Annotated in this window: 25 protein-coding genes and 1 tRNA gene; 8 read left to right on the top strand and 18 right to left on the bottom strand. The window is 61.2% G+C overall.

Annotated features, from left to right (window positions below; genetic code table 11):
- The first annotated feature begins 14 nt into the window (after positions 1–14).
- Positions 15–1,463, top strand: coding sequence for an aromatic amino acid lyase (locus tag E5X88_RS00520; RefSeq protein ID WP_292157149.1), 1,449 nt, complete (start codon positions 15–17; stop codon positions 1,461–1,463).
- 11 nt (positions 1,464–1,474) lie between these two features.
- Here the strand turns inward: E5X88_RS00520 and E5X88_RS00515 are convergent.
- Positions 1,475–1,559, bottom strand: a tRNA-Leu gene (locus tag E5X88_RS00515).
- 450 nt (positions 1,560–2,009) lie between these two features.
- Here E5X88_RS00515 and tig point away from each other — a divergent pair.
- Positions 2,010–3,476: a trigger factor gene (gene tig, locus E5X88_RS00510; RefSeq protein ID WP_292157621.1), complete on the top strand. Its 1,467-nt coding sequence runs from the start codon at positions 2,010–2,012 to the stop codon at positions 3,474–3,476.
- Between the two features lie 76 nt (positions 3,477–3,552).
- On the opposite strand, the gene E5X88_RS00505 is transcribed toward tig, so the two are convergent.
- A complete protein-coding gene (locus tag E5X88_RS00505) occupies positions 3,553–3,879 on the bottom strand; it encodes a hypothetical protein (RefSeq protein ID WP_292157148.1) in 327 nt (108 codons plus the stop codon).
- Between the two features lie 75 nt (positions 3,880–3,954).
- Positions 3,955–4,842 (bottom strand): alpha/beta hydrolase, encoded by an 888-nt coding sequence (locus E5X88_RS00500; RefSeq protein WP_292157146.1) that lies wholly within the window; start codon positions 4,840–4,842, stop codon positions 3,955–3,957.
- A gap of 288 nt (positions 4,843–5,130) precedes the next feature.
- Here E5X88_RS00500 and E5X88_RS00495 point away from each other — a divergent pair, with 288 nt between their 5' ends.
- The 3 genes from E5X88_RS00495 (at position 5,131) to E5X88_RS00485 (ending at position 7,756) form a co-directional block, all read left to right on the top strand.
- Complete coding sequence (locus tag E5X88_RS00495; protein ID WP_292157144.1) at positions 5,131–5,511, top strand: cytochrome c family protein; 381 nt, start codon at positions 5,131–5,133, stop codon at positions 5,509–5,511.
- 87 nt (positions 5,512–5,598) lie between these two features.
- Complete coding sequence (locus E5X88_RS00490) at positions 5,599–6,543, top strand: heme o synthase (RefSeq protein WP_292157142.1); 945 nt, start codon at positions 5,599–5,601, stop codon at positions 6,541–6,543.
- A 394-nt stretch (positions 6,544–6,937) separates the two neighbouring features.
- On the top strand, positions 6,938–7,756 hold the full coding sequence (locus E5X88_RS00485) for a DUF2189 domain-containing protein (RefSeq protein WP_292157140.1): 819 nt from the start codon (positions 6,938–6,940) through the stop codon (positions 7,754–7,756).
- A 54-nt stretch (positions 7,757–7,810) separates the two neighbouring features.
- Here the strand turns inward: E5X88_RS00485 and E5X88_RS00480 are convergent, their stop codons facing one another.
- From E5X88_RS00480 to coxB, 6 genes are all read right to left on the bottom strand, one after another.
- Positions 7,811–8,284: an aminoacyl-tRNA deacylase gene (locus E5X88_RS00480; protein WP_292157138.1), complete on the bottom strand. Its 474-nt coding sequence runs from the start codon at positions 8,282–8,284 to the stop codon at positions 7,811–7,813.
- Between the two features lie 182 nt (positions 8,285–8,466).
- Positions 8,467–8,871, bottom strand: a complete 405-nt coding sequence (locus E5X88_RS00475; protein ID WP_292157136.1) for a cytochrome C oxidase subunit IV family protein — start codon at positions 8,869–8,871, stop codon at positions 8,467–8,469.
- Between the two features lie 9 nt (positions 8,872–8,880).
- The gene (locus tag E5X88_RS00470) at positions 8,881–9,603 is read right to left on the bottom strand and encodes a heme-copper oxidase subunit III family protein (protein ID WP_292157133.1); all 723 of its coding nucleotides are present in this window, start codon (positions 9,601–9,603) and stop codon (positions 8,881–8,883) included.
- Between the two features lie 13 nt (positions 9,604–9,616).
- Entirely contained in the window at positions 9,617–10,321 is a 705-nt protein-coding gene (locus tag E5X88_RS00465) for a cytochrome c oxidase subunit 3 (RefSeq protein WP_292157131.1), read from the bottom strand.
- The gene (gene ctaD, locus E5X88_RS00460; protein WP_292157129.1) at positions 10,318–12,087 is read right to left on the bottom strand and encodes a cytochrome c oxidase subunit I; all 1,770 of its coding nucleotides are present in this window, start codon (positions 12,085–12,087) and stop codon (positions 10,318–10,320) included. The genes E5X88_RS00465 and ctaD overlap by 4 nt, the downstream gene beginning before the upstream one ends.
- Positions 12,088–12,174: 87 nt before the next feature.
- The gene (gene coxB / locus E5X88_RS00455) at positions 12,175–12,990 is read right to left on the bottom strand and encodes a cytochrome c oxidase subunit II (protein WP_292157127.1); all 816 of its coding nucleotides are present in this window, start codon (positions 12,988–12,990) and stop codon (positions 12,175–12,177) included.
- 460 nt (positions 12,991–13,450) lie between these two features.
- On the opposite strand from coxB, the gene E5X88_RS00450 reads away from it, so the two are divergent.
- Positions 13,451–13,975, top strand: coding sequence for a hypothetical protein (locus E5X88_RS00450; RefSeq protein WP_292157126.1), 525 nt, complete (start codon positions 13,451–13,453; stop codon positions 13,973–13,975).
- A 50-nt stretch (positions 13,976–14,025) separates the two neighbouring features.
- Here E5X88_RS00450 and E5X88_RS00445 read toward each other — a convergent pair whose 3' ends face one another.
- The 8 genes from E5X88_RS00445 to E5X88_RS00410 form a co-directional block, all read right to left on the bottom strand.
- On the bottom strand, positions 14,026–15,342 hold the full coding sequence (locus E5X88_RS00445) for a M20 family metallopeptidase (RefSeq protein WP_292157124.1): 1,317 nt from the start codon (positions 15,340–15,342) through the stop codon (positions 14,026–14,028).
- 3 nt (positions 15,343–15,345) lie between these two features.
- On the bottom strand, positions 15,346–16,302 hold the full coding sequence (locus tag E5X88_RS00440) for an ABC transporter permease (RefSeq protein WP_292157122.1): 957 nt from the start codon (positions 16,300–16,302) through the stop codon (positions 15,346–15,348).
- Positions 16,299–17,276, bottom strand: a complete 978-nt coding sequence (locus tag E5X88_RS00435) for an ABC transporter permease (protein ID WP_292157121.1) — start codon at positions 17,274–17,276, stop codon at positions 16,299–16,301. The genes E5X88_RS00440 and E5X88_RS00435 overlap by 4 nt, the downstream gene beginning before the upstream one ends.
- A gap of 13 nt (positions 17,277–17,289) precedes the next feature.
- Positions 17,290–18,276, bottom strand: coding sequence for an autoinducer 2 ABC transporter substrate-binding protein (locus tag E5X88_RS00430; RefSeq protein WP_292157120.1), 987 nt, complete (start codon positions 18,274–18,276; stop codon positions 17,290–17,292).
- Positions 18,277–18,309: 33 nt separating this feature from the next.
- On the bottom strand, positions 18,310–19,080 hold the full coding sequence (locus tag E5X88_RS00425) for an ATP-binding cassette domain-containing protein (RefSeq protein WP_292157118.1): 771 nt from the start codon (positions 19,078–19,080) through the stop codon (positions 18,310–18,312).
- A 24-nt stretch (positions 19,081–19,104) separates the two neighbouring features.
- Positions 19,105–19,881 (bottom strand): glutamine amidotransferase, encoded by a 777-nt coding sequence (locus E5X88_RS00420; protein ID WP_292157116.1) that lies wholly within the window; start codon positions 19,879–19,881, stop codon positions 19,105–19,107.
- On the bottom strand, positions 19,878–21,143 hold the full coding sequence (locus tag E5X88_RS00415; protein WP_292157114.1) for a PfkB family carbohydrate kinase: 1,266 nt from the start codon (positions 21,141–21,143) through the stop codon (positions 19,878–19,880). Before E5X88_RS00415 ends, E5X88_RS00420 begins: the two co-directional genes overlap by 4 nt.
- A 214-nt stretch (positions 21,144–21,357) precedes the next feature.
- A complete protein-coding gene (locus tag E5X88_RS00410) occupies positions 21,358–22,275 on the bottom strand; it encodes a LysR family transcriptional regulator (protein WP_292157619.1) in 918 nt (305 codons plus the stop codon).
- A 141-nt stretch (positions 22,276–22,416) separates the two neighbouring features.
- On the opposite strand from E5X88_RS00410, the gene E5X88_RS00405 reads away from it, so the two are divergent.
- Positions 22,417–23,886: an MFS transporter gene (locus E5X88_RS00405; protein WP_292157112.1), complete on the top strand. Its 1,470-nt coding sequence runs from the start codon at positions 22,417–22,419 to the stop codon at positions 23,884–23,886.
- 188 nt (positions 23,887–24,074) lie between these two features.
- Here E5X88_RS00405 and E5X88_RS00400 read toward each other — a convergent pair whose 3' ends face one another.
- Positions 24,075–24,683: a hypothetical protein gene (locus E5X88_RS00400; protein WP_292157110.1), complete on the bottom strand. Its 609-nt coding sequence runs from the start codon at positions 24,681–24,683 to the stop codon at positions 24,075–24,077.
- A gap of 90 nt (positions 24,684–24,773) precedes the next feature.
- On the opposite strand from E5X88_RS00400, the gene E5X88_RS00395 reads away from it, so the two are divergent.
- Positions 24,774–25,247: a hypothetical protein gene (locus E5X88_RS00395; RefSeq protein WP_292157108.1), complete on the top strand. Its 474-nt coding sequence runs from the start codon at positions 24,774–24,776 to the stop codon at positions 25,245–25,247.
- Positions 25,248–25,265: the final 18 nt, after the last annotated feature.

Here is a 25,265-nt window from a genome sequence, read left to right as displayed (position 1 = left end):
GGGCAGCATCAGACATGACAATTATCCTGACGACACGAGAAGACATAAATCTCGACGCCGTTTTCCGCGTCGCCTGGAAAAAAGACGCGGTGCAAATCAGCGGCGAGGCCTTGCAGCGCATCGCAGAGTGTCGCGCGTCGTTCCTGCGTCTTATTGAAACCGACCCCGCGCCGGTCATCTATGGCGTAACCACCGCCATGGGAGAACTGGCGAGCAGGCGGCTCGAACTTGGCGAGCGGGATCGCCACGCGCGCATCAAGGCGTTCGCAGCCGCCACATCATTCGGCGAGCCTTTGCCAGATCGCGTGGTCAGGGCGATCGTGCTCGCCCGCCTGGCGAATTTCCTCGAAGGAAATGCCGCGACCACGCCACGCATGGCGCTCGCCGTCGCCGCGATGCTGGACGGCGGACCCATGCCCATGGTGCCATCCTCCGGCCAGGGCGGAGCCGGTGAAATCCTCGCCCTCTATCCGCTCTTTGCGGAACTTTCGACGCGCTTCGACCTGGAAGTCAGGGAACGGGGATCCCTCATCAATGGGTCGCCCTGCGGTGCCGCGCTCGTGGCCGACGCGGCCTTGGCGGCTCGCCGCCGCATTCGTCTTGTCGAAAAGGTCTTTGCGCTTTCGATCGAAGCGTTTCGCGCGCCGCTCGAACATTACGACCCGGCGCTCGACACGCTTTGGGGCGATGAACATGAAGCAGCGGCCCTGCGGGGATTGAGAGCGTTTCTTGGCGGCGCCGGCACGGGGCGCCGCAATTATCAGGCGCCAGTCAGCTACCGTATCGTCCCCCGCATCCTGGGGCACGCGCATCGCGCGCTGGCTTGCGCCGAGCGGGCGGCCACCGTGTCGCTCGCTTCGGTCTCGGACAACCCGGTCTATATCCCGCCTGACGACATGCATCCGCTCGGGCGCTGCATCAGCACGGGCGGCTATCACAATGCGATGGCAACACCCGCTCTGGATGATCTGGCGGCGATATGGGCCGATATCTGCCTATTGTGCGACCGCCACGCCTCGAAGCTTCTGAACGGCAAGGTATCGCTGCTGCCCGATCTGCTTTTGACCGGGCGGGACTGGAGCGACAGCGACGGCCACGGCAATGTTGGCTATGTGCCGATGGCGATCACGGGGTATCTGGAGCAGGCGAAACTCGCGGCCCAGCGCACTTTCATCCCAGGAACCGAATCGGCTGGCGCCGGCCAGGACGATGTCGCAACGACGGTCTTCCTCGCATGGACGAAGGAAGCGCGCGCCGGCCGCTGCCTCGATGCCGCGATGGCGATGCTGGCTGTGATCGCTTCGCAGGCATTGCACGTTACCGAGCGCGTGGCGCCACCGGCGCTTCAGTCGTTCGTCACGGACATCAGAAGCATCGTGCCGCCGGTCGGTGACGACCGCGTGCTGGGGCCTGAACTCGCGAATTTGAGTGAGTGGTTCATCAGGCAGGTGTTTGAGGCGTAGGGCCACCAAAGTGGTGCGGATGAAGGGACTCGAACCCCCACGCCTTTCGGCACTGGAACCTAAATCCAGGGCGTCTACCAATTCCGCCACATCCGCGCTGTCCGGCAATCCCATGTAGCCATCATTCTGTCAATGTCCGGGCCAACATCGGGTTCGTTCGCCGGCGTATGATCCTTTCCGAAAATCGAAGATCGATTTTCGGAAAGGATCATACGCCAAAATCAGGGTGCTACAGCGTCCTTTGCGCGTCCAAGAGGACGCGCGGCGCTGTAGACGCGAAGATGGTTGAAAATTAGCCGCGCCTGTGACAAAAGGCGTGTCGAATGTGACGGGACGCGACGATCCGCTTCTGCAGGATGTGATAAGAAGTAGGAAAAACAAAGACTTATTCACATTTTGGAGCGTATTTTTGGACGATTTGACCCGCGTTGGGCGGACAAATCGCCAAGTCCCGCACCAAAAGCCATTCCCGGCGAGATCATACCGGCAGGCTGTAAACGGCAGGAGCCGTTTGGCGGCCCCATTGATGAAAACAAAGGTTTTATGATGCAGGTCACCGAAACGCTCAACTCCGGTCTCAAGCGCGAGATCAAGATCACCGTGCCGGCCGGTGACATGGAAGCCAAGCTGATGGCGCGGCTTTCCGACGCCAGGAGCAAGGTCCGCATCAACGGTTTCCGCCCCGGCAAGGTGCCGGTGCAGCATCTGCGCAAGGTCTACGGCAAGTCGTTCATGGCCGAAGTGGTCAACGAGATCCTCAACGATTCGACCCGTTCGATCATTACCGGGCGCGGCGAAAAGGCTGCCATGCAGCCCGAAGTGATCATGACCGAAGACGAGAAGGAGGCCGAGAAGATCCTGGCCGGCGGCGCCGACTTCGAGTTCCGCCTGAACTACGAGATCATCCCGCCGATCGAGATCAAGGATTTCTCCGACATCAAGGTGACGCGTCAGGTGTTCGACGTGCCTGACACCGAGATCGACGAGCAGGTCCAGCGTGTCGCCGAATCGGCGCGCACCTATGAGCCGAAGGCCGGCAAGGCCGCCGAAGGCGACCGCGTGACGATCGACTATGTCGGCAAGATCGACGGCGAAGCCTTCAACGGCGGCGCCGGCACGGACCAGCCGCTGGTGCTCGGCTCCAAGGAATTCATTCCCGGCTTCGAGGATCAGCTCATCGGCAGCGAGGCCGGCGATGAGAAACAGGTCACGGTCACGTTCCCGGAAAACTACCAGGCGGCGCACCTTGCCGGCAAGGAAGCCACCTTCGACGTCACCGTCAAGGAAGTGTCCAAGCCCGGGGCGCTGGAAATCAACGATGAAATGGCCAAGACTCTTGGCCTGGAGTCGCTGGAGCGCCTGCGTGAAGTGGTGCGCACCCAGATCGAGAATCAGTTCGGATCGATGACGCGCCAGAAGGTCAAGCGCCAGCTGCTCGACCAGCTCGACGCCGCCTACTCGTTCGAGGCGCCGTCGAAGCTCGTCGAGGCCGAGTTCAACAACATCTGGAACCAGGTCAACCGCGATCTGGAAGCCGCCGGCCGCACCTTCGCCGACGAGGAGACGACGGAAGAAGAGGCGCGCGCCGAATATATGCGGCTTGCCGAGCGCCGCGTGCGTCTCGGTCTGGTTCTTGCCGAAATCGGCGAGAAGGCCGGCGTTACCGTGTCGGACGAGGAATTGCAGCGCGGCCTGTTCGAGCAGGTGCGCCGCTATCCGGCCAACCAGCAGCAGGAAGCCTTCGAATTCTACCGCAGCAATCCCGAAGCATTGAACACGCTGCGTGCGCCGATATTCGAGGAGAAGGTGGTCGACCATCTGCTCGGCCAGATCTCCGTCACCGACGTCAAGGTCAGCAAGGAAGAGCTGATGGCCGACGACGAAGACACCGAGACGGCCAAGCCGGCGAAGAAAGCCGCTGCCAAGAAGGCCGACGCCAAGAAGGCCGACGGTGCGGAAGAGCCCAAGAAGAAGGCCGCGCCGAAGAAAAAGGCTGCCAAGGACGCTGAGTAACACGGCGTTGTGCTGAATTTGAAAGGCCGCCCCCGAGGCGGCCTTTTTCGTTGATCGCTGCCCAGCTTGCCGCCGCCTAAGCGCGAGGCAATTGATTGACGAGGATTCGCATCACGGTCACTCGTTTGGGCAGTTCGACGAGAAACTCTTGGTCGCGCGGCAGGTGGTGAATCTGGTTCGGGTCGCCGCCAGTGAAGCTCGCCATGGCTTCGACGTCAGGCCAGTACGAGATCGTCACGAACTCTGTTTCTTCTTCGCGATCTTCGCGAAACAACTGTACGCCGAGTGCCTTCTCCTGAAGCGGTGGAATGCCTTCGCGGCGTAGATACGGCTCGTAGGCGTCCGCCAAATCCCGGCGTGTCCTTCCGCGCCAGATCCGGGCAATTGTGGCGTTGTCGGTCATGAAGTGCTCCTCTCGATGCGTTGGGATGGGATGGGCCGGCGATGGCGGAATCCGCTGCGGTGTCGTGCGGGCCGATCAATGCAGGACCTCACCGAGAAACCGTCGCACCAACGGCAGGGCGACCTCGAAATGTGTCTCCAGCAGCCAGTGCCCTGCGTCGTTCAGCAAATGCAGTTCGGCGTCGGGAAGATCGCGCAGATAGGCGCGTGCTGCCGGCTCGGGCATGTATTCGTCCTTCGGTCCCCAAAGGATCATCGCCGGAGGCCGATGCTCGCGCAGGTATCTCTGGTAATGAGGGAACCAGTCGAGATTGGCCTCGAGCTTCTCCATCAGCCCGACTGAAAGCGCACGGCGCACAGGCGTATCCATCAGCGGCCAATGCAATTTCCACAGATCGGGCGGAACGCGTTGGGCGACGTCGTCATCGACTTCGCCTACGAACTCGGCGCGAAAGCCGTCTTCGCTCACCGCCTTTTCGAGCGGCGCGCGGTTCGCTGGTGAGGGATCCCGCCAGAAGCGCCGGATCGTTTCGTACTTAGGCCCAAGGGCATCCGCGTAGATATCGCCATTCTGGATGATGAGGGCCCTGATCCGCGATGGGTGCGCTATCGCGTGGCGCAGGCCGATCTGCGACCCGAAGTCGTGCAGCCATAGCGCGTAGCTGTCGAGTTCCAGCGCGTCGGTGAACCGCTCCAGGAAAGTTGCATAGGCGTCAAAATCGTAACCGAACCGTGCCGGATCGGGGGTTCCACTGTAGCCAAAGCCGGGGAAATCCGGCGCGACCGTCCGCCACCGATCGGCGAGCGCCGGCATCAGCCGGCGATATTGGAAAGATGAGCAGGGATAGCCGTGCGGAAGCAACAACACCGGCGCGGCCTCAGGACCTGCTTTTCTGTAAAAGACCGTCTCGCCGTCGATCGTGAGGGTGCCGTGGCGCACCTCCAAGACGCTCCTGTCGTTCATGGATGCTTCCCTGGTCTTTGATCTTGCGGACACTGAACCGTAGCTGGTCTAACGCCTTTAACCGGCATGCGTTCCGACCGCACGCCGATCGAGCCGCTTCGTCCCTCGGGGTAATCTTGCTGGTAGGCTTCTTCTATCTGCCAGCCAGATTCTGTGGTATGTAGGTGCCGCAATTCCATTCGGGAGACGCGGAATTTCCGCCCTCTCGTGCAAGGGGCGCATGCTGGCGAAAATGTTGGCAGGCGCAGATCGTCCAAGGCAGATTTGGCGATCGGGGAGGGAAATGCCATGCGCGTAACTGCGTTTTTCGCCGTCGTGTCCGTTGTGACCTTTGTCACAAACCAATCCCAGGCACAGGATGCTGCCGCGGGTGAGAAGGTCTTCACCAAATGCAAGGTCTGTCACGTCGTGGACAAGGACCAGAACAAGGTCGGTCCGTCGTTGAGCGGCGTCATCGGCCGGACGGCCGGCACGCATCCGGGGTTCAAATATTCCAAAGCCATGACCGAGGCGGGTGAATCCGGCGTCAAATGGGACGACGCCACGCTGACGACCTACCTTAAAGATCCCAAGGCCATGATCAAAGGCACGAAGATGGTGTTTCCCGGCCTCAAGAAGGACGAGGACCTCGCCAACGTCATCGCCTATCTGAAGCAATTCTCCAAATGACCCGGTTCTTCCGCCAGGAAGTAACCTGGCTCTTCCGCTGGCCGATGGGCCGGCCAGATTGCCTGCCTGCATCAGTGGTCGCCTGAAATGTCGGCTCGGGAAAGCGGCCTCAAGGATACCGGTATCCAGATTTCGGAAGCGACGGTCAGTGATTTCTTCGCGCTTCTGAAACCACGTGTCATGGCGCTCGCTGTTTTTACCGCTTTCGTCGGCCTGATGGTGGCGCCCGGGGTGATGAATCCGGTCATCGCGGTGATTGCGATCGGTGCAATCGCGGTGGGAGCAGGAGCGGCCGGGGCACTCAACATGTGGTACGATGCCGATATCGATGCGTTGATGTCGCGCACGTCAAAGCGGCCGATCCCATCAGGCCGCGTCACGCCAGGCGAAGCTCTCGGCTTCGGCCTGGTGCTTTCCGTACTTTCGGTCATGACGCTTGGCGTGCTGGTGGGATGGGCTGCCGCATCGCTGCTGGCCTTCACGATCTTCTTCTACGTCGTCATCTATACGATGTGGCTGAAACGCTCGACGCCGCAGAATATTGTCATAGGGGGCGCGGCGGGTGCCCTTCCTCCGGTGGTCGGGTGGGCGGCGGCCACCGGCGCCGTCGGGGTTGAAAGCCTCGTTCTGTTTCTGATCATTTTCCTCTGGACGCCGCCGCATTTCTGGGCGCTCGCGCTGTTCAAGATCGGCGACTATGCCGCGGCCGGCATCCCTATGATGCCGAACGTGGCCGGCCAGGTTTCGACCAGAAAGCAGATCTTCGCCTATTCACTGATCCTGGCGCCAATCGGCGTGCTCCCGTGGGCTGTCGGATTCGCGAGCGGACTGTACGGGATTGTTTCGGCCGCATTGGGCGCGGGTTTCATCTGGAATGCCTGGCGGCTTCTGGCCGACAAAAGTTGGGTTGAAGGGTGGAAGATGAAACGCGCAAAGGCGCTGTTTGCCTATTCGATTTTCTATCTTTTCGCGATCTTTGCCGTGTTGCTTGCCGACACCATTGCCATGCGTGCCGTCTCGTGGCCGCATTGAACGTCGATTGGGCCTGGTGTTTTCGGATCGTCTGCCGGGTTGAGAAGGCCGGTCGCCGACCGCTGCAATGAAGACGTTGCATCCAAAGCCGGCTCAGGCTTCACGTTGGCAGCGCACAGAATCCCAGCAACAGCAGAATAACCACGCCAAGGCCGAGTATGAGAACGGTCTTTCCATCCATGACCTTCACCCTTCAACCCATTTTGAGAATATCGAAGAACGGCCATTAGAGCTAGCCTGATCACCGGAGCGGCGCTGTTCTGACAAAGGGCGACAAACGCCGTGTGAAGGCGTATGTTGATCATGGTGCAGGTCGCGGTTTTGCGTGACCAGTCACGCTGAACGACAGCACCGCGAAACCGCGATCCACCGGACCTGGTCTGGAGGAATGGTCATGGCAAGCTTTCACGTGATTGCAGGTGCCAGCGAGACGCTGGAGCACACCAGAATTCGAAAGATCGGCGTTTCCGACCTTTTCGACGCGCTCAGGCGTGGCGTCGACGATTTCATGGTCAAACCGTCGCACATCGTTTTTCTCTGCCTGATCTATCCGCTTGTCGGCGTCGTGCTCGCTGTCTGGACGTCGGGCAACAATGCGTTGCCGTTGTTGTTTCCGCTGGTGTCGGGTTTTGCACTGATCGGTCCGTTCGCGGCGCTCGGCCTCTACGAGATCAGCCGGAGGCGGGAAGCCGGCCTCGACGCCTCCTGGAGCCACGCCTTCGAGGTCAGGAATTCTCCGGCGCTGCCGGCCATCGCGGCGGTCGGGATCATGCTGCTTGCGATCTTCATCGCCTGGCTTTTGACCGCGCAGGCATTTTACCAGCAGGTGTTCGGCCCAGCCCCGCCGGAATCGCTCTCCAGCTTCATCAGTGAAATATTCGCCACGGGACGCGGCTGGACGCTGATTGTCCTCGGCCACGCTATCGGCTTCGTTTTCGCCGCGGTCGTGCTGTGCACCACGGTCGTCGCGTTCCCGCTATTGCTCGACCGCGACGTCGGAGCCTACGAGGCCATCCACACCTCGGTGCGCGTGGTGCTGGCGAACCCGATCGTGATGGCTGTGTGGGGATTGATTGTCGCCGTGGCGCTGATCATAGGCTCGCTGCCGGTGTTCGCCGGACTGGCGGTCGTGCTGCCGATCCTCGGTCATGCCACCTGGCACGTCTATCGGAAAGTTGTGGAATCGCCGACGTCCACCAAGCCGGTGGGCTGAAAGATCCTGCCTTTGCCGCATCGGCGAAAGCACCGGTGCGGCAAGGCGGACCGCTCAATATGCCGGGTAGCTAAAGCGGGCCTGGTGTGCGTCGCTGGTCAGGCTGCGGAAATCCTTGCCGCTGACATGCACCAGCGTCCTGTGGTCGCCGCCCTCGAAATAGATGTCGGCGGCATCACCAAGGCTTTCATCGAGGATCACCGGCACATCGTAGGCCGCGCCGATCGGCGGAACGGCGCCGGTGTCGCAATCCTCGAAGAGCGAAACGACCTCATCTTCGGAGGCGAGTCCGATACGTTTGTCCATGACGCCCTGCAACGTGCCGAGCTCGATCCTGTGCGTGCTGGGAACCACGGCAAGCGCATAGCCATCGTCGTGGTGAACGACCACCGACTTGGCCATTATGCTGCCGGGCACATGTGCCGCTATGGCGGCCTGTCTGCTTGTCGATGTGCGATGATGCGCGACGGTGTCGTAGGACACTCCTTTCCCGTCGATAAAGTCCTTCAGTCTGTTTGCGATGGTCATCTTGAGCCTCCCTTGCTGGAGTTCGCGACGGGAAAACGACTGATATCGTTCTCCTTCTGTCGTTCCGGTGATGACAAAAATGGGCCAGCTGCCGATCGTTTCAAGGCAAGGCAGACAGAGCGGGCGCAAACCTCCGGCGCTTGACGGGAAATGCCGACGAAAAGCGGAGTTCGGGTTGCGCGTCAGGACCCGGTCCCAAAGAACACCATCCGGGTGAGAAGCGTGTAATCGGCTTCGAACACCATCATTGCCGTGAACACCAGCACCAGTATCGGCGGCAATATGATCGCATACGCCAGCGCCAGCCTTTCCCAGGCCATGTGCATGAAGACCGCGACGATCAGCCCGGCCTTGAGCATCATGAAGATCAGGATCAGCGACCATCTGAGGTAGCCCTGCAGGCCGACATAATCGACCATGTAGGAGCCGGCGCTAAGGATGAACAGCCAGGCCCAGACCACCAGGTAGAGCTTGATCGGGTGCTCCTGATGAACGTCCGCATCGGCGACGCCGGTCGCTGGCGCGTCATGCGGATGACCAGCGTGCAGCGTGTGTTGCCCCAGACCGTTTGCGGTTGCTTCAGCCATATCTGCCTCTCACCAAAGATAGAAAAACGCGAAAATGAACACCCAGACCAGGTCGACGAAATGCCAGTAGAGGCCCATGATCTCGACGCTTTCGTAGCGGCCTCTGCGGCTGGTGAAGAAGCCGGGCCGTCCGGTGTCGTAATCTCCGCGCCAGACCTTTCGCGCCACGATGATCAGGAAGATCACCCCAAACGTGACATGGGTGCCGTGGAAGCCGGTGATCATGAAGAAGGATGACCCGAACTGCGCCGCTCCCCACGGATTGCCCCAGGGCCGCACCCCCTCTGCGATCAGCTTGCTCCATTCGAAGGCCTGCATGCCGACGAAGGTCGCGCCGAGCGCTGCGGTCAGAAGCATGAGGATCGCCGTCTTGCGACGGTCGTGGCGATAGCCGAAATTCACTGCCATGGCCATCGTTCCGCTGCTCGAGATGAGCACGAAGGTCATGATGGCGATAAGGATCAGTGGAATATCCGAGCCGCCAATATGAAGGGAAAAGACCTCGCTCGGATTGGGCCACGGCACTCGGGTGGACATGCGCGCTGTCATGTAGGAGAGCAGGAAGCAGCCGAAGACGAAGGTGTCGCTGAGCAGGAAGATCCACATCATGGCCTTGCCCCAGGACACGTTCTTGAACGCGCGCTGATCCGAGGACCAGTCGGCGGCGACGCCTCGCAAGCCCGCCGGCCGCGGCTGTGTCTGGCCGATATGCGTCAGTGTCGTCTCTGCCATCCGTCCGGCCCTCCTAGGTCAGCAACTGTCGGCAAATCTCGATAAAACTCGCGGCCCAGCCGGCCAGAAGCGCGAAGATCGCGAGCCAGACGAAAAGCAGGAAATGCCAGTACATGGCGCACAATTCGACGCTGAGGCGAAGCCGCGCCGGCCGTGCTCCGTTCCAGGCGCCGGCAGCGGTTCTGCTCAGCCCCACCAGCCCTCCCAGTATGTGCAGGCCATGCATCCCGGTTATCAGGTAGAAAAAACTGTTGGCCGGATTGGCGGTCAGCAGGTAGCCGTCGGCGGTCAGGTCTCGCCATGCCACAAGCTGCCCGATCAGGAAGGCAAGCGCGGTGAGCCCAGCCGTGGCGAGGCCGAGCCTGACCGTGTCGATTTGGCCTCGGCGCGCGGCGACCGAGGCGCATTGCAGTGCGATGCTGCTCAGCACCAGCACGCTGGTGTTGAACCAGAGCACGCGCGGTAACGGCAGCGCCTGCCAGTCCGACAGCGCCATGCGCATGAAATAGGCGCTGGTGAACAGCGCGAACAGGCAGCCGACGACGGCGAGGAAGACGCCGAGGCCGATCTTGGCGGTCGGCAGCGTCGATCCTTCCAACCCGATAGTATCCCCGATCACACCTTGCTCGAGCCATGGCTTCGCCATCAGCCGCTGGTGGGAAAGCCACCATCCGGCAAAGCCAGCGATCACGAGAAGGAAGACCAGAATGACGCTCATGCCGGCTCCCTTGAGGAACCGAAGGAGCCCGGCACGTTTTGCGGGATGAAGTCCTCCTTGGCGCCCGGCACGCTGTAGTCATAGGCCCAGCGATAGACGATCGGCAGTTCCTTGCCGAAATTGCCATGGGCGGGCGGTGTTTCAGGCGTCTGCCATTCGAGCGTCGTGGCACGCCACGGATTGCCGCCGGCCTCTCGGCCATGGCGGATGCTCCAGATCAGATTGAACAGGAACACGACCTGAGCAAAGCCGACGAGGAATGCCATGATGCTGATGAACGCGTTCAGATTGTGGGCCGACTCGGTCATCACCGTCATGTCGGTCAGTTCGTTGTAGCGCCGCGGCACGCCCATCAGGCCGATGTAGTGCATGGGAAAGAAAATCAGATAGGCACCGAGGAAGGTGACCCAGAAATGGAACTGGCCCATTGCCTCGTTCAGCATCCGGCCAGTGACCTTCGGGTACCAGTGATAGATCGCGCCGAAGATCACGAGAATCGGGGCGACGCCCATGACCATATGGAAATGGGCAACGACGAACATCGTGTCCGACAGCGGAACGTCGACGACGACATTGCCGAGAAACAACCCGGTCAGCCCGCCATTGACGAAGGTGACGATGAAGGCCAGCGCAAAAAGCATCGGGATGGTGAGGTGGATGTCGCCGCGCCACAGCGTCAGCACCCAATTGTAGACCTTGATCGCGGTCGGGACGGCAATGACCAGTGTCGTGGTGGCGAAGAAGAAGCCGAAATAGGGGTGCATGCCGCTGACATACATGTGGTGCGCCCAGACCACGAAGCTCAGCGCGCCGATGCCGACGATGGCCCAGACCATCATCCGGTAGCCGAAGATGTTCTTGCGCGCATGGGTGCTGATCAGGTCGGATACGATGCCGAAGGCCGGAAGCGCCACGATGTAGACCTCCGGGTGGCCGAAGAACCAGAACAGATGCTGGAACAGGATCGGGCTGCCGCCGCCGTGCTGCAACTGCTCGCCCATCTCGACGATCGCCGGCATGAAGAAGCTGGTGCCGAGCGCACGGTCGAACAACATCATGACGCAGGCGACAAACAGCGCCGGGAAGGCGAGCAGCGCCATGACGGTCGCGGTGAAGATACCCCAGACAGTCAGCGGCAGGCGCATCAGCGTCATGCCGCGCGTGCGGGCCTGCAGCACCGTCACAACATAGTTCAAGCCGCCCATCGTGAAGCCGATGATGAACAGGATCAGCGAGACGAGCATCAGCATGATGCCCCAGTCCTGGCCGCCTGGCGTGCCGGTCATGATGGCTTGCGGCGGGTAGAGCGTCCAGCCGGCACCCGTCGGTCCGCCGGGCGCAAAGAAGCTCGACACCAAAACCAGCACGGCGAGCAGGTAAATCCAGTAGCTCAGCATGTTGACATAGGGAAAAACCATGTCGCGAGCGCCGACCATCAACGGGATCAGGTAATTGCCGAAGCCACCCAGGAAGAGTGCCGTGAGCAGGTAGATCACCATGATCATGCCGTGCATGGTGATGAACTGGTAGTAGGCTTCCGGGGTGATGAAGTCGAACGTGCCGGGAAAGCCGAGCTGCAGCCGCATCATCCAGGACAGCACCAGCGCCACCATGCCGATTGCCGTCGCCGTCGCCGAATACTGGATGGCGATGACCTTGGCGTCCTGCGAAAAGACGTATTTCGTCCACCAACTGTGCGGATGATAGAGTTCCATCTCCGCGACTTCGGCGGGCGGAATGGCATCTGCAGGTGTGGTATCGACCATAGGAACACCTCTGTGTCCTTTTCGGCGAGACTCGACGGTTTCGAGCCCTGCCGTAATTTCAACCCACGTCGCCGTCTTTCCCGGCGTCTACTCTGCCGAGCCCACCTGCTGGGGGGCTGACAATTGCGCGAAAGTCTGCTGCTCGCCGAGCCAGGCGAGATAATCTTCCTGCGTATCGACCATGACCACGCCATGCATCAAAGGATGCCCCTGGCCGCAGAGTTCGGCGCACAACACCTGGAAGGTTCCGGTCTTGGTCGGGGTGAACCAGAAATAGGTGACCGAGCCCGGTATCATGTCCATCTTGGCGCGGAATTCCGGCACGTAGAAATCATGCAGCACATCGATCGAGCGGAGCAGCATCTTGACCGGCTTGCCGACCGGCAGATGCAGATCGGCCGCTTCGACCACGAGGTCGTCCTGGCCATTGGGATCGTCGGCGATCACGCCCAGCGGATTTTCAGCGGTGACGTTGCTGGTGTCGGACGTGCCGAGCTTGCCGTCCTTGCCAGGCAGGCGGAAACTCCACTGCCATTGCTGGCCGACGACTTCGACAACGGTCGCGTCGCTTGGAACGTTGACGAACTGGCTCCACACGAACAGGCCGGGAACCAGCAAGGCCGTCACCCCGATCGCGGTGACGATCGTCAGCCACCATTCGAGCCGCTTGTTCTCGGGTTCGTATGCCGCCTGGTTGCCTTCCCGATGACGGAAGCGGAAGACGCAATAGGCCATGAATAGGATGACGGCGGCGAAGACGACGCCGGTGATCCAGAAGGTGATGATGATGGTGTTGTCGATATAGTCCCAGTTCGAGGCAATCGGCGTCCACCACCATGGGCTCAGGAAGTGGAACAACACCGAGCCCACAACTACCAAAACGAGTACAAGCGCGATGGCCATATCCCGTTTCCTCCCGGCATTCCAAGGGGCGAGAAGTCGTCCCAGGAAATGCCGCGTGCATCATAGCTCGATTTCCGGTCGAAATTCTAGTGCGGTCTTCCGATCGGCCGCAAAACGCAATGGCAATGGTGTGGAAAAACCCAAAAGAAGAAGGCTGCCCGGAAGAAAAATCTTGCCCAGAGCGCCAAACAACACGGAAATTCTGCCGACTTGCGAAGGCCGCCCTCAATGCGGCCTTTTTCGTTGTGACCTTAAAGTCACATGCGTCCACTTGGACGCATAAAGTACGCTTTGAACTCTTACTGTCTGCACATTGTGTTATCCAAGAATCGATTCCAATTTTCGAGCGATGCGGTAGGCAACAGATTCGTGCCCCCAGGCAGCGCTTCGCGGCTGGCGGTGCGAGGTTTTGATCATTATCTGCACCGTGTTGCAAAGTGCAGGGTTGTTGGAGGGATCGTTGAAGCTATTCGTCGGTACCGGAGGCGTGGTCACCACGGCGTTCCTCCTTGCATCGGTCTGCGGTATCGCCCAGGCCAATAGCGCTCCTGATAATTGGCGGTTCGACACGGGCAGCGATGGTCTGGTCACCGCCTCGCTCCATGCCACCAACAAGCTCATCACCGGCGGCGGCGCCTTGAGCTACAGCCCGGTCCTGACCATTGCCTGCCGCCCGAATGGTGAACCGCGCTGGAGCGAATGGCTGCAGTTGAACGATGCCGTCTCCGCCAGTCGGACCATCACCGTGTCGGTGACTGTCGACAAGGCCAGCAGAGTCAACGAGAACTGGTCGGTCGGCCCGCGAGGCAGGACGCTGGTTCGGGAGGGTGCCGACGGCATCAGGCGACTGGTTTCCGCAGACCGACTCCAGCTGTCCTGGCGGTTCGGGCTGCTGTCTGGGCGAGGCGAGGCCGATTTCGACCTCGCCGGGTTCAGCGAGGCGGTCGGCCAGATCGCCGGCGCCTGCAATACCGAATTGCCTTGATCAAGCCAGCAGCGGCTTAAGACGCGACGGCAGGTCGGCGTCCATCGCTTTCACCGGCACCAGTGCTCAATCGCCAGTGCAATCGCCTTTGTGCAATCGACGAGATCGCGGACCGACACGCGCTCGTTGGGTTGATGGGCTTGAGCCGGATCTCCCGGGCCGAAATTGACGGTCGGGGTGTTTCCCAGGCCCGTCGGCAAGCCGATGTCGCTGTGCGCCCCGAACCCTGACAGTGCCGGCGACAGATTTGCTTTCTCGACCGCGCCCTGGAACACGGCAACGAACGGATTGTCGGCCGGGATTTCCGCGCAGTCGGCATCGAGGATCCATTCGACGCGGGCGGGATGTTCGCGCAGATAGGGGTCGGCCTGGCAAATGTTGAGGACATGTTCCTCGATCTCGCGTTTGACATTGCCGCCGAGGCCGAACTCGTCTTTTTCACTCGGCAGGTATTGTGCATCGATGATGATCTCGGCCCTGCCGGCCATAGAGGAGGGGTGCTCGCCGGCGTTCAGCTGGGTCACGATGATCTGGTTCGGCAGATCCATCAGAGGATGGTTCTTCCTCGGGTCGAACATCCAGCGGCGGTTCAATATGTCGATGCCGTCGAGCATCTGCCTGCACAGTTGCACGGCATCGACCGGACCGGTCGAATACCAGGCATTCGGGGTCAGCTCGGCATGGCCGCCGATGCCGTCGATGACGATCCGTCCCCATAGGATGCCGTGGCACAGGGGCGCGATCCGGTTGGCTGTCGGCTCCGTCATGATGCCGGCGTCCGCGCGAAAGCCGCGGTCGACCATCGCAAGCGACCCCATGCCGCCGATCTCTTCGTCAACCACCGTCGTAAAGACGATGTCGCCCGAAAGGGGCGTTTGAAGCTCTTTCAGGATTTCCACGGCCATCAGCATGCAGGCAACGCCCCCTTTCATGTCGACGGTTCCACGGCCATGCAGAAAGCCGTCTTTCAAAACAGGTTGGAACGGATCGGTCGTCCAGTGCTCCGGCGCTCCCGGCGGCACGACATCGATGTGACCGGTGAGCATGATCGACCGGCCGCCGCCCTTGCCTTTCAGGACGCCGCCGAGATTTGGCCTGCCGTCGAACGTCCGGCCCTTGTTGGCGCCGGGCCGGCCTTTGTACTTTTCGTAAAGTGCCGGGCCGTCAGGATCCCAGAGATCCGTTGTGAAGCCCAGCCTTTCCAGTCTTTTCTGCAAATACAGCTGGCAGTCTCTTTCGCCGGGGCCGGCTTCTTTCGGATTCGACTTGACGATGGACGGGAATGCCACGAGGTCGCTGAGTGTCTCGACGATGCGTTCGGCCTGCGCCTCCACGCGCTCGGCAATGATGTCCTCGAAAGACGGCATGAATTATCTCCAACGTTGGGAAAGTCGATCGGCGAGAAGCACGAACACCAGAAGAGCGCCGACGATACCCAGCTGCCAGACCGTGTTGACGTTTAGCTGCAAAAGTCCGGTCTTGAGCGTCACCAGCAGGATGACGGCCGCAAAGACGCCGCCTACGCCGCCGCGACCGCCCGAGATCGCAATGCCGCCGAGCATTGCGGCGGTCAGCGATTCCAGTTCGAGATTTTGCCCGATATTGGGCCGGCCGCTTCCGAGCCATGCCAGCGAGATCAATGCCGCGGCACCGGAAAGTGCGCCGCTCAAGCCGTACAGGATGAGCCGTGCACGATCGACCGGAATGCCGACCAGATGCGCCGACCGCTCATTGAACCCGATCGCGTAGATCCAGCGGCCCCAGGCCGTCCACATCAGAACGATTCCCGCGATTGCAAAGACAGGAATTGCGATCGTGAGGAAGGGAGCCGGAATGCTCGAGAAAACGCTGCGCCCCCAGATCAGCAGCCAGCCCGGCACGCCCGATTGTGCCGCCCCTCCGGTCAGGGCCAGCGCAAGGCCCGAGTAGATGAAGAACGTGCCGAGCGTTGCGATCAGCGGAAGGATGGAAAGTCTTGTGACGAGGATGCCGTTGAAAGCACCCAGAACGGCCCCGGCGAAAACACACGTTGCCGGCAAGAGAAACGACGGCAGGCCCGCCTTGAGAGCGAGCATGCCGAATATGGCCGAAAGCGAAACAATACCGCCGACGGAGAGATCGATGCCGGCTCCGCCTGCCATGACGACGATAGCCTGTCCCAGGGAGACGAGCGCCAGTATCGTTGAAAACTGGAGGATCGTCGTAACCGTTGCCAGACTGAATACGGACGGCTTCAAGACCAGCAAGACAAAGACCACAACGACCCACAACAGCGCCAGCAGGGTGAGGACAAGCGTCGAACCCTGTAGATTGCGGATACGGTTCATTTGCCGGCCCACCGAAACTGCAAGAGGGACAGACGGTTGGAAAGAACCTCGAAACTGAGCACGCCGATCAGCAGTCCTCCGGTCACTACCGGTTGCCACAGGGAAGGAACCCCCACCAGCAGTAGACCGTTCTGGAGGATCCTGAGGAGCAGGACGCCAAGGACGGTGCCGACAAGGCTGCATTTTCCTCCCAGTATGCTGGTTCCGCCGAGAACCACGGCCGCGATCGCATCAAGCGCCAATGTGCTGCCGACGGTCATCTCGACGTTGCGATAGTTGGCGACATAAAAGGTGGCGGCGAGACCGGTGAGGGCGCCGCTGATGATGAAGGTCGCAAATCTGACCTTGACGACGGGGATGCCGGACAACCGGGCCTTTTCTTCCGAGTTGCCGATGGCAAGCAGATGCAAGCCAAAGGGCGTTCGCCGCAGGGCGACCCAGACGGCCAGATAGGCGAGGGCGATCACATAGGCGGCGATCGGCAGGCCAAGAATGGTCGTTCCAAGCAGAACCGTCAGCCCGGTCGGTAGGCCGGAAAGCCATTGGCCGCCAAGCAGGACGAAGATCGCCGTCCGGTAGACACCGAGGAGACCAAGCGTCCCGACAATGGCCGGCACTCGGCCAAGCACGATGACGGTGGCTGCCACAAGGCCTAGCAGCGCGCCCGTGAGCGGGCCGACAAACGCTGTGAGCACCGGGTCGACACCGGCTCCGAGCGCCCGGCCAACCCCGATCGCCGCCAGGCCCATGACGACCCCGACGGATACATCGATGCCGCCCATGGCCAGGAGCAACATCATTCCCAGGCCGATCAGGAGCAACTCGATGCTGTTGCGCAAGACCGTTCCGGCATTGCCTGACGTGGCGTAGTAGGGCGATGCGACAGAAAAGACGATGATTGCCAGCACGCAGGCGGCGAGCAAGGACCACTCCCGCCCGGTCATCGAGAAAACACCGTCTCTGAACTGTCGCATCGTTTGCCGCGGCTCAGAAATCAAACTTGTCGACGTTCTCGGCCGTAAACACAGCCGGCGGGCCGAGCAGCAGAATGCCTTTGGTGGCGTCATAGGTGACGGGGTTGTCGAATCCCGGAACCTTGTTCTCCGCTTCGAATGCTTTTCCGTCGATCAACTGCTTTCCAGCCCAGACCGTGAGGTAACCGAGCTGTGCCGGGTCCCACAGAACGGTGAAACCAAAGGCGCCGCTCTTGAGGTAGGAGCGCGCGGTGTTCGGGCTGCAATAGCCTGCACCGATCACGGCCCCGATCTTGCCGGCGGTTTCGATGGCTTGCGCGACGCCCGGGCATGTTGTGGACGCAACCGCGATGATGGCCTTGATGTCCGGATTGGCGGCCATCAGGTCGCCGGAAATCTGGGCGGCGCGCTCTGCCGTGCCGCCGGCATACTGCGGCTCCAGAAGCTGCAGCTTCGGGTATTTCGCCGATGCCTGCTTCTGCATGAAGCCGATCCAGGCGTTCAGATTGGACGCCGTCGCTTCACCGGAAACGATGCCGATCTTGGCTTCTTCGCCTACGCGCTTGACCAGTTCGTCGATGATGGTGGCGCCCAGGCCCTCATCCGTAGCCTGGGCAACGTAGACTGCACGGCCACTGTCGGGCGCATCGCTGTCGCTGGTGAACAGCTTGATATTCTTGGCTTCGGCGGCCGCGACGACGGGGGCGATGCTGGAGGCGTCGAGAACGCTGACCGAGATCGCGTTGACGCCCTGATCGATAAGGTTCTGGACGATCTGCAACTGGTCGACCGGATTGGTGTCGACGGGGCCGCTGTAGATGAAGTCGACTCCGAGTTCCTTCGCGGCGCGATTGCCGCCGGCTTCCATGGCGTTGAAATAGGGAATGCCGATCAATTGCGGCACGAAGGCAACTTTCGGCTTGTCCTGCGCAAAGGCGGCGCTTGAAACGGCGAAAGACAGCGCCGAGACTGCAAGAGCTTTCCTGATGTGCTTAAGCATGATTTGAACCTCTCTGGAATTTGGCGCGCGTTTCTAATTTGTTTTTTCGAGCGCCCGCACGCCGGGATGAGCGCCTGTTATGAACGAAACGATTTCTTCGGGATCGGTTTCGGCACGCAGCCGTTCGGCCACTTTTCGGCCGCGCCGGAAGACGACGATCCGGTCGGCAACCTCGAAGACCTCGGAGATGTTGTGGCTGATGAGCACCACGGCGCAGCCACGCTCCGCAAGACGCCGTGTCAAAGCCAGAACCTTCCGCGTTTCGGCCACGGCAAGTGCTGCGGTCGGCTCGTCCATGATGACCAGCTTGGCGTTCAGATTGAGCGCGCGGCAGATGGCTACAGCCTGGCGCTGACCACCCGAGAGGCTGCCGACCGGCGCTTCCGGGTCGGAAATATGCGCGTCGAGCTCCTTGAGCAGGCTGTCTACGCGCCGCCGCATTTCCGCGCGGCGGAGAAACGGAACGCCGAGAACCGAGCGCTTGAGTTCGCGGCCAAGGAAGACATTTTCCGAAATCGACAGGTTTTCAGAAAGCGCCAACTCCTGGAAGATCGTCGCGATCCCCGACGATGCCGCATCTTTCGGCGAGGAGAATGCGACCGGCATGCCCTCGACGATCAGCTCGCCGTCGCTTGGCGGATGCGCGCCCGCCAGGATCTTGATGAAGGTCGACTTGCCCGCGCCATTGTCACCGAGGAGGGCCAGCACTTCCCCGGGGCGGATTTCCAGGTCGACGTCGGACAGCGCGGTCAGCGCGCCGAAGCGCTTGGCTATCCCCCGGGCAACGAGAAAAGCAGCGGTCATGGCGACAATTCCGAGGGTTGGTTGCTAGACTGCCTTGCTCACCCAGCTCAGCACGTTCTTCCAAAGGCGCGCATAGCCGGGCCATTCGACAAAACTGTTCGGCAGCCAATGCGGGCCGATGTCGGAGGTCCAGGCCACCGTGCGCCCCTTGCCATGGCGCCCGACCACGAGCAGAGGATGTCCACCCTGATCCTGCGGCAATGAAGCCAGCACTTCGACGTCGTCGCGATCCTTTGCGACGACCTCGTTGGCGCCGAGAAGGAGAGGCCAATCCCCCTCGATGCCGGCAAGGATCGGGTGATCCTTCGAGCCTGTGATCGAAGGGCGAAATCCTTCCGGTATCTCGAGGCGGTCGTCGTTTGGAAGGCAGGTCACGGGCAGCGCGTCTTCCACCGCCGTGCGGTGCCAGCGGGCCTTGCCGTCAATGCCCTGGAAACTGAAATAGCCTCCAACCATCACCAGGCCGCCGCCGGCATTGGTCCAGTCCCGCAACAGTTTCAGCCGGTTCGGCACCGTCTTGCCGTGCAGCCAGACGTCGGGATGCAGCAACAACGAGTTGGCGCCGATGTCGGAGAGAATGATCGCGTCGTATTGGGAGAGGCCTTCGATGGTGAAGGGCAGCTTTTCCACCGCTTCATGGGCGGGCATGTAGTCAAGCTCGAATTCGCTGTCCCTCAGCGCCTTGACCAGGGGCTCGGCGCCCAGATGGAACGTCACGCTGCCGAATTGATCGAAGCCCTTGTAGTGCGTTGCCGCGCTGACCCAGCTTTCTCCAACCAGAAGGACTTTTGTCTTGCTCATTGTACGATCTCCTGTCCGCGCCGCCTGTGTTTTGCGCTGATCCGTTCGCTGTTCTTGCCGGCTGAGGCGTGGTCGATGGCCTCGTCGGCCGGCATGGTCCTGTTCGGCGTGAGCGCCGCTTTCAGTTCCTCGAAATTTGCAATGTGCCCCTGCGCGCCTTCGGCGGTGGTTGTCAGGCTGCCGCCGATGGCAGCGTAACGCGCGGCCTCTTCCAGGGAGGCCCCGTGCAGCCACAGGCCGAGAAAGATGCCGGCGAAACTGTCGCCGGCGCCTGTGGCGTCGACCCTGTCGACGGGAAGTGCCGGGACCTCGATCTGCGGTCCGCCGGTTTTGGGAAAAACAACGGCGCCGAATTCGCCAAGCGTCAGCACGACCGTGCCGCGTTGCTTGACCCGGACGAGCGTGTCGCGGATCTGCTGGATCATTGTCGCCAACGGCGTACGGAGGTCGAAAATCTCGCGCAGCATGACGTCGTTGATGAAGGTCAGATCGACCCGTTTGACCATGTCTACAAAGGCATCGGGCGTTCTCGAACTCCGGGGCAAGCCGGCCGAATGCAGGCTTACTTTCCAACCCGCCTGATGAAAGCGATCGATGGAACCGATCATGCTTTCATAGTGGAAACCCTCGATGTGAAGGCAGGCCGGGCGGACCTCGGCCTGAACATCCATATTGGCGGTCAGATCGACTTCGCTGAGTTCGAACGGTTCGCTGATGATCGTCCGGCTGCCGTTGAGTTCGATGATGACAATTGCCTGTGAGAGGCGGTTGTTGAATGTGCGCCGGATCGGCAAAGCGTGGACGCCGAGCTTTGAAAGCTCGGCCAGCGCCCAGTCGCTTTCGGGATCGTCTCCAACGGCCGTCGCCAGTTCGACGTCAAGGGCAAAGGGCGCGCCGATGCCAGCGGCAGCAACGGCGAGATTGGCGGCGGGGCCGCCCAGGGCCTTTTCAATGTGCCTGGCCGTGATGCGATCGTCGCGGTGCGGCAGGACATCGACACGGCAGAGAAAATCGACGCTCACACGGCCTACAACCAGCAGCCGAGGCAATCCCTCGATTTCCTTCGGCCGGCGCGGAGCATGACCCGGCAACGAGCGCGCAAAGGCACTTGGCCGGTACATCAGATCGGAAATGGCTTTTTGGATGCGTTCGCGCGTGGTGTCCTTGACGACCGCTGTGTCGTTGATGAAGTTCGACACCGTGCCGATGGAAACACCGGCGGCATGTGCGACATCGGCAATGGTGGGGCGCTTGCGCTGCACGGTGTCCGACCCAATTGAAGCGCTTCAACGCTAGCAACCTAATCACCGCCCCTCAATAGAATTTAGTTCCAATTGTTGCGGATTTTCCTATCATTTTCTGGATTTATTCCGTTTTTGTGGAATCTCATCCTTCATGTCGTTTCTTTTTGAAATTGTTTCAATTTGAGGAGGCGCTGACGGCTGGTCGATATGTCATGGCGCGATGTTCAGTCGTTCAGACTGGAGCGACGCTTCGATGTGAATGCTCCGTGCAAACGTCTCGAATGCACCCCCGCAGCCAGCGGTGCGCCGGATCGGCATCCAGCCGCGGGTGCCACAAAAGTGAAATCGTGATTTCCGGCAAGAGAACCGGCAGAGGGAAACAGAACAGTCCATCGCGCAGATTTCCCGTATAGCGTTCGGGAACGCTGGCGATCAGGTCCGAGGCGCGGGCCAGAGCCAGAGCTTCCGAAAAGCCGCCGACCACCGTCACGATCTCCCGTGTCAGCCCTAGAGGCTCAAGGGCATCGTCGATCGATCCTCTGTCGAGCCCGCGACGGGAGATGAGGATGTGCCGGCCAGCCGCATAGCGGGCAGGGGTGATCGCGGCCTCGCATAATGGATGCCCCATCCGCACGACACCGACGAAACGATCACGGAACAGGGCTTGCGCGCGCACCTCTGGTCCCGTGGCCTTTCCGACGACGCCCGTTTCAAGGTCTACGCTGCCGTCGCGCAGCGGCGTGCTGTCCTTGTCCGGCTTCAGCACAAAACGCAGCCTTACGCCCGGTGCCTGTTCGCCGATGCGCGCGATGAGATCCGGTCCGAAATTCTCAACAAAGCCTTCCCTGTTTCTGAGCGTGAAGGTTCGTACAAGCCGTTTCAGGTCGAGCGTCTCGACAGGACGCAGAACGGCTTCAGCGTCCTGCACAAGCTGACCGACGCGCTCTCGGAGCTCGAGCGCCCGGGGTGTGGCAACGAGGCCGCGTCCCGCCCTGACCAACAGCGGGTCGCCCATCACCTCACGCAGTCGCGCCAGCGCCCGGCTCGTCGCCGATGGGCTCAGCCGCAGCCGCCTGGCGGCGCGCGCAACGCTGCCTTCCGTCAGCAGCACATCGAGGGTGACAAGCAGATTGAGATCGGGATGCGGCATCATGGGATCATAGCATGGCCGGCACGTTCTGACATGGCGTCAAGCGCAATGATCGAGTGCAAATGATGCATCTTCCGCCATGTTAGGCAAAGGACTACGTGTCTGCCAGCTCCGTTCGGGAGTCGCCAGGAAACGGAGTTCATGTTGAAGCCAATCAATGCAGGACCAATCAATGCAGCACAGGCAGTCGTTGGGAATGTGGAACGGGCACCTTCGGTTCGCTGGGCGCTTGCCGGTCTTTCGCTCTCCATGTTGCTGTCCTCACTCGGCATCAGCATCGCCAATGTTGCCTTGCCGACATTGGCGCAGGCGTTCGACGCCTCGTTTCAGGACGTCCAGTGGATCGTGCTGGCTTATCTCCTCGCCATCACCACCCTGATCGTCAGCGTCGGACGGCTCGGTGACATCGCCGGCCGCCGGCGGCTGCTGCTGGCCGGGCTCTTCCTGTTCACGGCGGCCTCGGTCCTGTGTGGCGTCGCGCCGACGCTCTGGCTGCTGATTGCCGCCCGGGTGGCGCAGGGCTTGGGGGCGGCGATCATGATGGCCCTCACCATGGCTGTTGTCGGTGAGACGGTTCCGAAAGCAAGGACCGGCAGCGCCATGGGGTTGCTCGGAACGATGTCGGCGATCGGCACCGCTCTCGGTCCATCGCTCGGCGGCCTTCTGATTGCCGGAGCCGGTTGGCGGGCAATCTTCCTGGTCAATGTGCCACTGGGCTTGCTGGCCGTTGTTCTCGCCTATCGCTATCTGCCGGCCGACCGCCGGGAGCCGAGGACGGCGCGGGCCGGCTTCGATGTCGTGGGTACGCTGCTGCTTGCCCTGGCGCTTGGCGCCTATGCGCTTGCGATGACGATTGGGCATGGCAATTTCGGTCCGCTCAACATGGCTCTGTTGGTGGCTGCAACCTTCGGGGCCGGGTTCTTTGTGCTTGTGGAAGCGAGAGTGGCATCGCCTTTGATCCGATTGGCCGCATTCCGCAACGCGCTGCTGAGTGCCAGCCTGGCGATGAACGCGCTCGTTGCGACAGTGATGATGGCGACGCTGGTGGTGGGGCCGTTCTATCTGTCTCGAGCGCTCGGGCTCAATGCGGCTGTTGTCGGGATCGTCATGTCGATTGGCCCTGTTATCTCCGCACTGAGCGGTGTCCCCGCCGGTCGCATTGTCGATCGTTTCGGTGCGCCATTCATGGTCATCGTCGGACTCATCGAAATGGCGGTTGGTTCAATTGCTCTGTCCGTGCTTCCGACAATGTTCGGGATTGCGGGCTACATTGTCGCCATCGCCATATTGACCCCCGGTTATCAGCTGTTCCAGGCGGCCAACAACAGCGTCGTCATGGCGGATATCCGTCCGGACCAGCGGGGCGTCATTTCCGGCTTGCTCAATCTGTCGCGCAATCTCGGGCTCATCACTGGCGCATCCGTCATGGGGGCTGTGTTCGCGTTCGCCTCAGTGGCGATTGACATTACAACGGCGGGCTCGGAGGCCGTTGCCGCCGGTATGCGGATCACGTTTGCGGTTGCTGCGATTCTGATCATTGTCGCGCTCGCCATCGCGGCCGGAGGCCGTGCTCTCGCGGCACGTTCTTCGCTGCCTGGAGGCGCGTCATGACGCAAGCCAGGCGTAGTCCGAACGCAAAATGCTTCCACGTCTCTACTGCGAAATCGCCACCAAGATCCACGTCCGGATCCCAAAATCTGTCGCTCCGTGACACGAAGAGCTTCACAGTAGCCCCGCTTCGTGCCATCGGGACTGTCCGCTCTCACATTGCTCTGAGCGGCGCCTGCGTTAAGCCGTTCTCAGCGTTTCGTGGCAGGTGCGAAGTCCCGTAAATTCTTGCTGATCCGGAGGGGGAGTTGGCCGATCAGAAACCCGCCGACAAATACTTCAAAATAGAGGTGACGCAGCGTGTCTTTGTCGACGGGGCCAACGAGGACGTCGTTTTTTATTCCCGCCGCGCCGTGACGAAAGAAAAGCCGCGGGTCGTGCGGGAGAAAGATCTTCGCGATGCGCTGCTGATCCTCCTGGATATTCTGGTCGCGGTCATCGTCCCGCGCCGGTATTGGGCTCGCCTTTGCCACTTCCAGGCCGGGGTCCGGCTCCGCAAGCATGCCCGCAAGGATCTTGCCGGGTTCGTCGAGAGCGTATCGTGCGTCATTGGCGGTGCCGCCAAGCCGCAGGCTCCGGCGCTGTTTCGCGCTGGTCGCGACGCAAGGCATCGCCGCATCATGCTGCTGGCTGGCGAACTCACGCGGTTGCGCTGGGCACCGCGCATCCGCGTTAGCGGCGTTGATGGAGTGAAGGCGGCGTTGCAACGCGGCAACGGCGTCATCATCTGGTGCAACCAGTTCACCGCGCAGAACCTGATGGGCAAAAGAGCGCTGCATGAAGCCGGCATCACCTGCCATCAAGTCAGCGTTTCCGAGCACGGATTTTCGAATTCAGCTTTCGCGAGACGATTTCTGAATCCGTTTCTGGTGCGCGTTGAGAATCGCTATTTGGCCGGCAGGATCGTTTTCGATCGCGACGACGCGTATCAGGTCACCAAGCGCATCAGCGCCATCCTGAAGAACAATGGCGTGGTCCTGATGACGAACAATGTCTATTCGGGATCGACCTTCGTTGAAACACGGCTTGGCGGGTCCGGCCATGCGCAGTTTGCCACGACGCCTCTGAGCTTTGCCGCGCGATGCGGTGCCGCCTTGTTTTCGATGTCAACGCTCGAAATACAGCCCTTCGAGACTTACGACGCGATGATCGGCGCCGAAATCCAGGTCGTTCGAAGCGAAAAGCCAGGCCCCGGAAGTGAACGGCCGTCGGCGAAGGCTTTCAGTTCACTGGCCAGCGCCGTGCTCGATTTCCGAGGTCAGTTCGAGGCCGACCTGCGCAGATGCCCTGAGCAATACATGCTCTGGGGGCGCCAGGCGCACAGCATGGTCGGCTCATCGCAGCGGCACGAAACGAACGGGTAAGGCCGGCGCGACGGTAAT

Source organism: Mesorhizobium sp., from assembly GCF_004962245.1.
Lineage (GTDB): Bacteria > Pseudomonadota > Alphaproteobacteria > Rhizobiales > Rhizobiaceae > Mesorhizobium.
The sequence above is the reverse complement of the archived record's forward strand: the minus strand, read 5'-3'. Positions and strand labels throughout refer to the sequence as shown.

Bases quoted from the DNA above. Each gene is read 5' to 3' on its own strand.
- E5X88_RS00520 (WP_292157149.1), top strand. From the start codon at position 15: ATGACAATTATCCTGACGACACGAGAAGACATAAATCTCGACGCCGTT.
- tig (WP_292157621.1), top strand. From the start codon at position 2,010: ATGCAGGTCACCGAAACGCTCAACTCCGGTCTCAAGCGCGAGATCAAG.
- E5X88_RS00505 (WP_292157148.1), bottom strand. From the start codon at position 3,879: ATGACCGACAACGCCACAATTGCCCGGATCTGGCGCGGAAGGACACGC.
- E5X88_RS00500 (WP_292157146.1), bottom strand. From the start codon at position 4,842: ATGAACGACAGGAGCGTCTTGGAGGTGCGCCACGGCACCCTCACGATC.
- E5X88_RS00495 (WP_292157144.1), top strand. From the start codon at position 5,131: ATGCGCGTAACTGCGTTTTTCGCCGTCGTGTCCGTTGTGACCTTTGTC.
- E5X88_RS00490 (WP_292157142.1), top strand. From the start codon at position 5,599: ATGTCGGCTCGGGAAAGCGGCCTCAAGGATACCGGTATCCAGATTTCG.
- E5X88_RS00485 (WP_292157140.1), top strand. From the start codon at position 6,938: ATGGCAAGCTTTCACGTGATTGCAGGTGCCAGCGAGACGCTGGAGCAC.
- E5X88_RS00480 (WP_292157138.1), bottom strand. From the start codon at position 8,284: ATGACCATCGCAAACAGACTGAAGGACTTTATCGACGGGAAAGGAGTG.
- E5X88_RS00475 (WP_292157136.1), bottom strand. From the start codon at position 8,871: ATGGCTGAAGCAACCGCAAACGGTCTGGGGCAACACACGCTGCACGCT.
- E5X88_RS00470 (WP_292157133.1), bottom strand. From the start codon at position 9,603: ATGGCAGAGACGACACTGACGCATATCGGCCAGACACAGCCGCGGCCG.
- E5X88_RS00465 (WP_292157131.1), bottom strand. From the start codon at position 10,321: ATGAGCGTCATTCTGGTCTTCCTTCTCGTGATCGCTGGCTTTGCCGGA.
- ctaD (WP_292157129.1), bottom strand. From the start codon at position 12,087: ATGGTCGATACCACACCTGCAGATGCCATTCCGCCCGCCGAAGTCGCG.
- coxB (WP_292157127.1), bottom strand. From the start codon at position 12,990: ATGGCCATCGCGCTTGTACTCGTTTTGGTAGTTGTGGGCTCGGTGTTG.
- E5X88_RS00445 (WP_292157124.1), bottom strand. From the start codon at position 15,342: ATGCCGTCTTTCGAGGACATCATTGCCGAGCGCGTGGAGGCGCAGGCC.
- E5X88_RS00440 (WP_292157122.1), bottom strand. From the start codon at position 16,302: ATGAACCGTATCCGCAATCTACAGGGTTCGACGCTTGTCCTCACCCTG.
- E5X88_RS00435 (WP_292157121.1), bottom strand. From the start codon at position 17,276: ATGCGACAGTTCAGAGACGGTGTTTTCTCGATGACCGGGCGGGAGTGG.
- E5X88_RS00430 (WP_292157120.1), bottom strand. From the start codon at position 18,276: ATGCTTAAGCACATCAGGAAAGCTCTTGCAGTCTCGGCGCTGTCTTTC.
- E5X88_RS00425 (WP_292157118.1), bottom strand. From the start codon at position 19,080: ATGACCGCTGCTTTTCTCGTTGCCCGGGGGATAGCCAAGCGCTTCGGC.
- E5X88_RS00420 (WP_292157116.1), bottom strand. From the start codon at position 19,881: ATGAGCAAGACAAAAGTCCTTCTGGTTGGAGAAAGCTGGGTCAGCGCG.
- E5X88_RS00410 (WP_292157619.1), bottom strand. From the start codon at position 22,275: ATGCCGCATCCCGATCTCAATCTGCTTGTCACCCTCGATGTGCTGCTG.
- E5X88_RS00405 (WP_292157112.1), top strand. From the start codon at position 22,417: ATGTTGAAGCCAATCAATGCAGGACCAATCAATGCAGCACAGGCAGTC.
- E5X88_RS00400 (WP_292157110.1), bottom strand. From the start codon at position 24,683: ATGGCAGGTGATGCCGGCTTCATGCAGCGCTCTTTTGCCCATCAGGTT.